This window comes from Streptomyces sp. NPDC054956 (assembly GCF_053609185.1).
On the sequence record NZ_JBSGXB010000045.1, the window covers coordinates 24454 to 34496 of the forward strand.

The window sequence follows — 10043 nt, forward strand, 5'->3', positions numbered from 1 at the left end:
GCCCGGCCGCATGCGGCGTTAGCCCGTCCGGGTCGGCCCCGGCACCCGGCCCCGGTACCCGGCTCCGGGCCGTCAGCGCAGGTAGCCGAGGCCCGGGTGCTCCGCCGCGTACGCGTCCACCAGCCGCCGGGCCACCCCGACCGAGTCCACCAGCGGGTGCAGCGCGAAGGCCTTGACCGCGTCCGCCCGCGATCCGCTCGCCGCGGCCGCGAGGACCTCCCGCTCGGCGGCCTTGACCGAGGTCACCAGACCGACCGCGTGCAGCGGCAGCGGGTCGACGGCGACCGGGTGGGCCCCGTTGGCATCGACCAGGCACGGCACCTCGATGACCGCCTCCGCGTCGAGCACGGAGAGCGTGCCACGGTTGCGGACATTGAGGATCAGGGTGGCGCGCTCGTCGCGGGCGATGGCCCGCATCAGGGCGAGGGCCACCTTCTCGTAGCCGCCTGATTCCAGGTCGCTCTCGTCGCGCTCGCCGACCCCCGCGACCTCGCGGTTCTCGGACATGTACGTGGCCTCGCGCTCGGCCCGGGTCCGGTCCCAGGCGGCCAGCCCCGCGCCGGGCGCCAGACCGGCCCGCCCGGCCTCGGCGTAGAAACCGCGCTGCTGGTCGCGCAGGAACGCCCCGCGGGTCTGCTCGGCCTCCTGGTAGGCCCGTACGGTGTCACGGTTGAAGTAGTAGTAGTGGAGGTACTCGTTCGGGATCGCCCCGAGCGAGCGCAGCCAGTCGGCGCCGAACAGCCGGCCCTCCTCGAAGGACTCCAGCGCCCCGGGGTCGGCCAGCAGCCGGGGCAGCTCGTCGCGGCCGCCGATCCGCAGCCCGCGCACCCAGCCGAGGTGGTTGAGGCCGACGTAGTCGATCCAGGCCTCCTCGGGCCGGGCGCCGAGCAACCGGGCGATCCGCCGCCCGAGCCCGACGGGCGAATCGCAGATCCCGATGACCCGGTCGCCGAGCTCCTCGGCCATGGCCTCGGTCACCACCCCGGCCGGGTTGGTGAAGTTGATGACCCAGGCCCCGGGGGCGGTACGGGCGATCCTGCGCGCGATCTCCCGGGCCACCGGAACGGTCCGCAGGCCGTACGCGATCCCGCCCGCGCCCACGGTCTCCTGGCCCAGCACTCCTTCGGCCAGGGCGATCCGCTCGTCCGCGGCGCGCCCTTCGAGCCCGCCGACGCGAATGGCCGAAAAGACGAAGTCGGCGCCGCGCAGGGCCTCGTCGAGATCGGTGGTGGCCGTGACGGCCGGGGCGTCGGCGATCCCGTCGGACTGGTCCGCGAGCACCCGCGCCATGGCGGTGAGGCGCCCGGCATCCTCGTCGTACAGGGTCACGTGCGACACCCTGCCCTCGGCGTGGTCGCCGAGCAGGGCGCCGTAGACGAGCGGTACCCGGAAGCCGCCCCCGCCGAGGATCGTCAGCCGCACGCCCTTACCGCCTTTCGCAGTGCACCAGTGCCACGTTCCGTGGCACCAGTCTCCCCCGCCGGGTCAGTCCACCGGCGACGGCACGGCCCGCAGCCGCGGTACCTGGTGCGGCTGCGCCCCCGCGCCGCCGCGGACCGGACCCGTCGGCAGGCCCTGCGGCGCCGAGAGGATCATGGTCATCCGGGTCAGCCCCATCCCGTCGAGCATCCGGCTGGATTCCGCCACCATCCGGCAGCGCACCAGGCCCCAGCCCGGGTCGGGGTGGCGCACCGTGCGCACCGCCCCGTCCTGCTCGGCCGCCTCGGCCCCGTGCGTGGTCAGCCAGTGCGGCACCCCGTACCGGTAGGCGGCTTCCATGAACGGATCGCGGGCCACCTCCTGGCGGATGCTGCGCAGTCCCTCGTCGTCCGGGGCCGCCGCCAGGGCGGTCGCGAACCGGGCCAGCAGCGGTACGCACCAGGCCGGTTCGTGGTCCTCGAGCACGGCCGCGGCGTCCGGGTGGAACAGCACGAAGCGCAGGAAGTTGTCGTCCGGCAGGGCGGTCGGGTGCGGGCGTACCGACTGGAAGAGCCGGTCGAAGGCCGAGTTGGTCAGGGCCACGTCCCAGCGGTGGTCGACCAGGAAGCTCGGGTAGGGCACGGCCTCCATGAGGGCCGCGTAGTCGATCAGGTAGTCGCGCTGGGCCGGGTCGTCGGGCAGCCGGTTCTCCTCGGCCGCGCGCCAGGTGGGCGGCGGGTCGCGGTCGACCATGACCCGGAAGAGCCAGAAGCACTGACGCTCGCTCATCTCCAGGGCCTCGGCCAGGGCGAGCAGTTTGCGGTCCGTCCACTCCTTGACCAGGCCGCGTTCCCAGTTTCCGTACGCACGCACGCTGATGCGCAGCCGTGCGGCCAAGTCTTCCTGACTCAGCCCCAGTTCCTCCCGGCGCTGGCGCAAAATCTCCTTGCGTCGCTCCGACCGCACGGCGCCGCGTGCGGACTCCTCGCCCGCGAGGCGCTCCCCACCGATGTGGGCGAGGCCGTCGGACGGGCCCACCGCTGCGAGATGTGGCACCGAGAGCTCCCCCTCTTTATTACGGTCTGGATCTTCGTTTCCGTGTGGCGATCCTGCTACCGACTTCATTCGAGTGTCAACTATTGTGGCAATTCCAGCCTCTTGACAGCTCATTCCCGCCACAGCTGTGGCAAGTTCTAGCCCTACAGACAGAGACCGGATAGATTCCAGAAGCCGACCACGTGCCCGCCCCCGACCTCGTGCGATCTAGGAGAACCACTGGTGACAGACGGCTTCCCGGCTCCCGTCGCGGTGGCCAACGCGCACCTGGCAGCCACCGTCACGCGCGTCGCCGAACTCGCGGGCAAGATGGGCCGCGACCTGAACCAGGTCTTCGACCTGCGCCGCCTCTCCGAGGCCTCCGGCGTCCCCGCCGACGTGGTGCGGACCCTGCTGGACGGCCGCCCGGCCGGCGAACCCGATCTCCAGACCCGGTTCCTGCAACGGCTCGACCTCCTGCGGCGCACGCGCGTCAAGCCCAACGGCCGCCGCTACACGCAGCAGGAGATCGCCGACGGGGCCGCCATGTCCCGCCAGCAGGCGGGGGCGCTGATCAACGGCGACCGCCGGCCCACGATGGAGCACTGCGACGCGATCCAGCGCTTCTTCGGGGTGCACGCCGGCTTCCTCACCGCGCACGACTCGGACGCACTCACGGACGCCCTCCAGCGGACCGAGCAGCAGCTGCTCCAGGACTTCGCGGGCCGCGCGCGGGAAACCGTACCGGCCCAAGCCGCTTCGACGGGCGATCCGCTGGCAAGACTCCTGCAGAACCACGGCGTACGCGGCATCGCCTGGCGAGCCGCCCAACTGCCCAGCGACAAGCACCGGGACAAGGTGACCGAATGGCTGGACATGCTTCTCGAAAGCGTCAAACCGAACGAATCCTGACCCAGTCGAAATTCTGGGTCTGATCCTTGAGTCCTGATCCGGATCCGCGCCGACGGGGAGAACGGTGAGCATAGGCAGAGAGCAGCGGCGGTTGTGCGGGGAGCTGGTGGCCGGCATCACGCTGACCGCGCCCGTGGAACCCGTAGACCTCTACGCCGCCCTCTGCGAGGGCATGAGCAAGCACCGCGGCCGCCGGGTGGAGTTCCGGATGGCCTCGTTCCCGCCGGGAACGGCCAGCGGCCTGTGGCTCGACATGGCGGACCGCGATCTGGTGGTCATCGAGGAACGCACGGCACCCGACCATCAGTTGGTGATCCTCGGTCACGAGCTGTGGCACATGAAGGCGGGCCACTGCAGCCACCACGTCGACGGCGCCGCCGTCGCCGCACGGCTGCTGTCCGACGAGGCCGACATCGGCGAGACCGTCCGCCGCGTCGCCGCGCGCACGCGCGCCGACGTCCAGGAGGAGACCGAAGCCGAAACCTTCGGTTTACTGTTGGGGAGCAGGTGCCGCACCTGGCTGGCCGGATCGGCGAGCCACAGGGCACCCGCACAGCGTGACCAGTTGGCCGGCCGCATCGAGGCCGCGCTCGGATACCGGGGGCACAGGAACGACCGTTGAAGGGCCAGGACTACTACACACCGGCAGCCGCGATGGCGATAGCACTCGCCTTCAAGCTGCCGGCGCTGCGCAACAACTGGCGTGACCCGCTGCTCCGGTCGGTCTGCGCCCTGCTCACCCTGGCCGGGGCGGTCTTCACCTTCGCCGCTCCGCCCACCATCGAAGCGGTCAACCGGTGGACGGGCGTCCCCAACTTCTCCGCCCCGCTCGTCTACTGCCTGATTACCGCCTTCAGCGCCGCCTGCCTCGTGCTGATCGTCAACTGGCGCGGCGGGCCCCCGGAGCAGACCCGGCGCGTCTCGCGCCGCTGGATCATCGGCTACTCCGCCGTGATCGTGGCGCTGACGATCCTGTTCGCGCTCGGCGAGGCCCCGGTCGAGCGGCTGCGGGACTTCGACACCTACTACGCCAACACCCCGTTCATGCGGGAACTCATCGCCCTCTACCTGGTGGCCCACAACGTGGCCGCCTTCGTGATGGTCGCGATGTGCTGGCGCTGGTCCCTCCAGGTGCGCGGCTGGCTCCGGGTCGGGCTGATGATCATCGTCCTGGGGTACCTGTTCAACCTCAGCTACGACGCCACCAAGATGACCGCCGTCGTCGCCCGCTGGAGCGGCCACGACCTGGACTGGCTGAGCACCTCCGTGGCCCCGCCCGTGGCCTCCCTCGGGGCCAACATCAGCGCCATCGGCTTCGTGCTCCCGCTGGTGTTCCAGCGGCTTTCCGACAGCTGGGAGAACTGGTCGACGTACCGGCGGCTGGGCACCCTCTGGAACGAGGTGCGCACCGCCGGCCCCGACGGCGCCCCCTGCGTGCGGATGGCCTGGTGGTCCGCGGCCGAGCTGCGGATGATCCAGCGCGAGTCGGACATCCACGACGGCTTCCTGCACCTCGGCCCGTACTTCGACCAGGACCACCGCGACGAGGCCCTCGCCCGGGCCCTGGCCGCCGGCTCCGACGAGGAGACCGCCCGGGCCGTCGCCGACGCGGCCATGGTCGCCGCCGCCGTACGGGCCCGGTCGGCCGATCCCGAGGGCCGGGTCATCGGGGCCAGCGAGGAAGGGGCCCCGCCGCCCGCCGACGGCCCGCGCGACCTCCTGCGGATCTCGCACGCCCTGCGGAACTCGCCGGTGGTGGCCGAGTTCCGGCGGCAGGCGTCCCTCTCCGGGGTCTGAGGCCCCGCCGGACCCGGCGGGGCTGCTCCGGCGGGCCTGCTCCGACGGGGCTGCTCCGGCCGCCCTGCTCCGACGGGCCTGCTCCGGCCGCCCTGCTCCGACGGGCCTGCTCCGGCCGGCCACCGAGGCCGGACGGGCCCGCCGGGGAACGGTGCCCACCCCGCCCCGGTCAGCCCCCGGTCAGCCCCCTACGGCCAGGGACAGCGCCGGGAACAGGTCCTGGAACGGCGCCGCCGAGTCGATCCCGTCCCGCCCGAAGGGCGCGTCGAAGCTCCACACCATGAACAGCAGGAACACGATCAGCGCGCTGAACAGGCCCGCCAGCAGCAGCTCCCGCCCCGAGCGCCGGATCTGCAGGGCGAAGATCAGCCCGACCGTGACCAGCCCGCCCACCACCAGCCCCAGCCACACCACGCCGGGCAGCGTCGACGCGTCGCTCTGCGTCCGCTCGTGCCGGGCGTCGTCGGCGGCCGCGATGTGGTCCAGCAGCGGCTGGTAGGCCTGCGCCTGGAGCTCGTTGCCCGGGCTCTGGTGGGTGAGGTCCCCGCGCAGCTTGCCGAGCAGCTCGCCGCCCTCCGGGGACGCGCCCTCCCCGGACACCAGCCGCGGCCAGTCCACGCCGACCGTGTGGGAGACGTACGCGTTCACCTCGCCCCGGATGCGGTCGCGGACGGCCGCCGGGTAGACGTCGGCCCGCTGGGTGACCTCGTACAGGGACTGGGCCTCGCGGCGCACGCTGTCCTCGGCGGCGCCGCGCGCCTCCCAGACGCCCGCGATGGCCAGGCCGAGCACGATCGCGTAGACCACGCCGACCATCATCACCATGTACTCGATGACGTCGGGGGTCTCGCTGGTGTCCTCGTCCAGGGCGACCCGGCGGTGCCGGAGCGCGGTGAAGGCGAAGACGAGGGCGCAGACGAGCGCCATGGCAATGGCCAGGACCAGCCATTCGGACACGGGGGTTCTCCGTAGGTCGATGGAACGGACGGATCAGCTGCGGCTCTTGGAACGGGGCCGCAGCGCGACGGCCGCGAGCACCGCCGGGGTCGTGACGACGACCATGAGCATCAGGGTGGACATGCCGTCCGGGCCGCGCCTCGCGATCGCAGACGAGCGTTACGGGCGCACGTGGAAGCGGCCCACGGACCCGGCGACGGCTGCGCCGCCGGGCGGAGCCACCGCTCCGCCCGGTGCCGGCCGCGGCGCGTCGGCCCCGTCCACCGGATCCGCCGGCGGCTGCGCCACCCCGGCCTCGGCCTGCGCCGTCGGCCCCGGACCGGGCTCCGCTACCGCCCCCGGCCAGGGAACCGGAGCCGGGGCCCGGACCGGCCCCAGCCCCGGATGACGCACCGTCGGCCGGACTTCGCCGGGCAGGACCACCCGCGGCGAAGGCCGCCCGGCGGGCGGCGCCGGCGCGGGCGGCACGGGCTTCGAACCGGCCGGCACGCACAGGTCGACCCGGGCTCCGCGCCCGTGGCCGTCCCCGGCGACCTCCACGTGACCGTGCAGCGGGCAGAGCGCCGCCACAAGGCCGGCCCCGGCGAAGTACTGCCAAGCGGTCACGCGCGTTCTCCCGATTCCGCAGCAGGGATGAGGGCTACGCCTGAAGAAACGATCAAGGCGGTGGTTCGATACGCGCCGGACCGGTCAAGATCCCGTCCCGATAGCCCATTTCGAGCCGCCGCCCGGCCCGGACGGGCGGTGCGCACCGGCCGGCCCGGGTGCGCGCGCGATCGTCGGCCGTTCACCCGGACGGCCCATTCCGCCACGGCGCCGGCCGCCCCCCGAGCCGATGATCGGAGAACCCGGTCCCGCGGCTCAGCGGGGTCACCCCGGGGAGCAGAGGGACGGTGGCAGGTGGAAGCGGACGGCTCGCAGACCCTCGAAGAACAGGTCGACGCCCTGATGGACGGATTGCGGGCCGATCTCGAACGGCTGGCGGCGATCCCCTCGATCTCCTTCCCCGGCTATCCGCCGGAGCCCGTTCTGGAAGCCCACGACCTGCTCGTCTCCCTCCTGCGCGAGGCCGGCGTCCCCAGCATCGAGCGGATCGACCTCCCCGACACCGCCCCGGTGATCTACGGGGAGATCCCGCCGCCGCACCCGGACGCCCCGACCGTCCTGCTCTACGGGCACTACGACGTCCAGCCCGCCGGCGCCGCGTCCCTCTGGCTCTCCCCGCCCTTCGAGCCGACCCCCGTCCCCGGTGTCCCCGGCGCCCTGCGGGCGCGCGGGATCGCCGACGACAAGTCCAACGTGATCGCGCACCTCGGCATGCTGCGGCTGTACGGCGGCCGCCCGCCCGTCGGGATCAAGCTGGTGATCGAGGGGCAGGAGGAGTACGGCAGCCCCTTCGACGACTACCCGCCGACCGATCCGGACCGGTTCGCGTGCGACGCGATGGTCATCGCCGACCTCGGCAACCTGCGGCCCGGCACCCCGACCCTGACCACCGGCCTGCGCGGTGCCTGCGAGGTCATGGTGGAGGTGCGCACCCTCGCGGAGGCGCGCCACAGCGGGGAGTTCGGCGGAGCCGCCCCCGACGCGCTGCTGGTCCTGCTGCGGGCGCTGGCCACCCTGCACGACGAACACGGCGACGTGGCGGTAACGGGGCTGCGCCGCGATCCCTGGGAGGGAACGACCTACACCGAGGAGGAGTTCCGCGAACTCGCCTCCGTCGAGGACGGCCTGCCGCTGATCGGCACCGGCTCGCTGGGCGAACGGCTGTGGAGCGGGCCCGCCGTCACCGTCATCGGGCTGGACGCCCCCGACGTGGCGGGAGCCGCCTCCGCGGTGGTCCCGTACGCGCGGGCCAAGCTGAACCTGCGCTTCCATCCGCTCCAGGATCCGAAGGAGGCCCGCGCCGCGCTGGTGGACCACCTGCGCGCGCAGCGCCCCTTCGGCATCCCTCTCACCGTCACGCCGGGCGACACGGGCCCCGGCTTCGAGGCACGGACCGGCGGGCCGGCGTACCGGGCGGCGCTGACCGCGCTCAAGGAGGCCTGGGGCACGCAGGCCTCGTACGTAGCCACCGGCGGCTCCATCCCGCTGGTGAACGGCCTGGCGAAGGCGGCTCCGGGCGCGGAGGTGCTCCTCTTCGGCGCACAGGACAGCATGTGCAACCTGCACGCCCCGAACGAGCGGGTGCTGCTGTCGGAACTGCGCAACACGGTGGTGGCGATGGCCGCCTTCGTAAGGGAGTACGCGGCCGACTTCCGCGCCCCGCAGGGACCGCCGTCCCCGTCGTCCCCGCCGGCCGAGGGAGGCGAACGGTGAGCACAGCGCCCCCGCCCCAGATCCCGGCCGTGCAGGTTCCGCCGGAGGAGCCGCCGCCGGCGCGCAAGTTCTCCTTCCCCAGCGCCCTGACGATCCTGGCGATCGTCACCGTCGCGATCTGGCTGCTGGCCTTCCTGGTCCCGGCCGGCCAGTACGACCGCAACGACAGCGGCGCCCCCGTCGCGGGCACCTACCACCGGGTCGACGGGACCCAGAGCTTCACCGACCGGCTCAACGACCTGTTCCTCTCCCCCGTCAACGGCCTCTACGGCATCCAGGACCCCAAGAGCGGCGAGGTCGGCCCCACCTTCAGCGGGGACCTCTACGGCAGCGCGGGCGTCTTCCTCTTCGTCCTGGCCATCGGCGCGTTCATCACCGTGGTCTTCGCCACCGGCGCCCTCGACCGCGGCATCGCCCGCCTTGCGCACCGGCTGCGCGACCGCGGGGCGCTGCTGATCGCCGCCGTGATGGTGGTCTTCTCCGTCCTCGGGACCGTGGAGGGCTTCGCCGAGGAGACCCTCGGCTTCTACGGCCTGCTGGTGCCGATGATGCTGGCCCTCGGCTACGACCGGCTGGTCGCGGTCGGCGCCTCCATCCTCGGCGCGGGCGTCGGCGTGCTCTGCTCCACCGTGAACCCGTTCGCGACCGGCGTGGCCTCCTCGGCCGCCGACATCTCGCTGGGCGACGGGATCGTGCTGCGGTTCCTGATGTGGATCGTGCTGACGACGGTGACCGTCCTCTACGTGATCCGCTACGCGCGCCGGGTCCAGAAGGACCCGTCCAAGTCCATCTGCGGGTTCCTGCCCGGCGACCGGGAGCAGAAGGCCACCGGCGACGAGGAAGCGGAACCGGAGCTGACGGGCCTGCACAAGACGGTGCTGGTGATGCTCGTCCTCGTCTTCGCCTTCATGATCTTCTCGGTGGTGCCGTGGGCCAGCGCGCTGACCGGCAAGGCGGACGCGGCCCCGTACTCCTGGGAGCTCGACTGGTCCTTCGCCCAGCTCGCCGCGCTGTTCATCTGCGCGGCCGTGCTGATCGGCCTGGTGGCCCGGATGGGCGAGGCGAAGCTGAGCTCCACGATCATCCAGGGCGCCGCCGACTTCATCTCCCCGGCCCTGGTCATCATGCTGGCGCGCGGGGTCACGGTCATCATGAACAACTCGAAGATCACCGACACCGTGCTTCACTCCATCGAGGGCGTGGTGAAGGGAACTTCGTCGGGGGTCTTCGCGATCATCGTGTTCCTCGTGAACCTCCCGCTGGCCTTCCTGATCCCCTCCACCTCCGGGCACGCCACCCTCACGATGCCGATCCTGGCCCCGCTCGCCGACTTCGCGGGCGTCTCCCGCGCGCTGATGGTGACGGCCTGGCAGTCGGCGAGCGGCTGGATGAACCTCTGGGTCCCGACCACCGCGGTGACCATCGGCGGCGTCGCACTCGCCAAGGTCGGCTACGACAAGTACCTCCGCTTCGTCTGGCCCCTGCTCGCCATCCTCGCCGCCCTGATCTGCGGCTTCCTGGCCCTGGGCGCGGCGATGTGAGGGGTGCCGGGACCGGCTGACCCCGGGTACGCCGCAGGGGGGGCGCCCACAAAGGTGGCGGCC

9 protein-coding genes are annotated in these 10043 nt (G+C 72.6%); 5 read left to right on the plus strand and 4 right to left on the minus strand.

Annotation, left to right across the window (positions count from 1 at the left end; all coding sequences use genetic code 11):
* Window positions 1-72: 72 nt before the first annotated feature.
* Both ACWGDE_RS11200 and ACWGDE_RS11205 read right to left on the minus strand, forming a co-directional pair.
* A complete protein-coding gene (locus ACWGDE_RS11200; protein WP_453388701.1) occupies window positions 73-1422 on the minus strand; it encodes a 6-phospho-beta-glucosidase in 1350 nt (449 codons plus the stop codon).
* 63 nt (window positions 1423-1485) lie between these two features.
* Complete coding sequence (locus ACWGDE_RS11205) at window positions 1486-2475, minus strand: MmyB family transcriptional regulator (protein WP_453388702.1); 990 nt, start codon at window positions 2473-2475, stop codon at window positions 1486-1488.
* Window positions 2476-2697: 222 nt separating this feature from the next.
* Here ACWGDE_RS11205 and ACWGDE_RS11210 point away from each other — a divergent pair, with 222 nt between their 5' ends.
* From ACWGDE_RS11210 to ACWGDE_RS11220, 3 genes are all read left to right on the plus strand, one after another.
* Window positions 2698-3366 carry a helix-turn-helix domain-containing protein gene (locus ACWGDE_RS11210; RefSeq protein ID WP_214957445.1) on the plus strand — a complete coding sequence of 223 codons (669 nt, stop codon included), beginning with the start codon at window positions 2698-2700 and terminating at the stop codon, window positions 3364-3366.
* A gap of 64 nt (window positions 3367-3430) precedes the next feature.
* Window positions 3431-3988 (plus strand): toxin-antitoxin system, toxin component, encoded by a 558-nt coding sequence (locus tag ACWGDE_RS11215; protein ID WP_204357827.1) that lies wholly within the window; start codon window positions 3431-3433, stop codon window positions 3986-3988.
* Window positions 3985-5163 (plus strand): MAB_1171c family putative transporter, encoded by a 1179-nt coding sequence (locus ACWGDE_RS11220; RefSeq protein ID WP_453388703.1) that lies wholly within the window; start codon window positions 3985-3987, stop codon window positions 5161-5163. Before ACWGDE_RS11215 ends, ACWGDE_RS11220 begins: the two co-directional genes overlap by 4 nt.
* Before the next feature lie 180 nt (window positions 5164-5343).
* Here the strand turns inward: ACWGDE_RS11220 and ACWGDE_RS11225 are convergent, their stop codons facing one another.
* Window positions 5344-6120: a bestrophin-like domain gene (locus ACWGDE_RS11225; RefSeq protein ID WP_453388704.1), complete on the minus strand. Its 777-nt coding sequence runs from the start codon at window positions 6118-6120 to the stop codon at window positions 5344-5346.
* A 159-nt stretch (window positions 6121-6279) separates the two neighbouring features.
* Window positions 6280-6726 (minus strand): hypothetical protein, encoded by a 447-nt coding sequence (locus tag ACWGDE_RS11230; RefSeq protein WP_453388705.1) that lies wholly within the window; start codon window positions 6724-6726, stop codon window positions 6280-6282.
* A 294-nt stretch (window positions 6727-7020) separates the two neighbouring features.
* On the opposite strand from ACWGDE_RS11230, the gene ACWGDE_RS11235 reads away from it, so the two are divergent.
* Entirely contained in the window at window positions 7021-8439 is a 1419-nt protein-coding gene (locus tag ACWGDE_RS11235) for a M20/M25/M40 family metallo-hydrolase (protein WP_453388706.1), read from the plus strand.
* Complete coding sequence (locus ACWGDE_RS11240) at window positions 8436-9980, plus strand: YfcC family protein (protein WP_453388707.1); 1545 nt, start codon at window positions 8436-8438, stop codon at window positions 9978-9980. Before ACWGDE_RS11235 ends, ACWGDE_RS11240 begins: the two co-directional genes overlap by 4 nt.
* Window positions 9981-10043 lie beyond the last annotated feature (63 nt).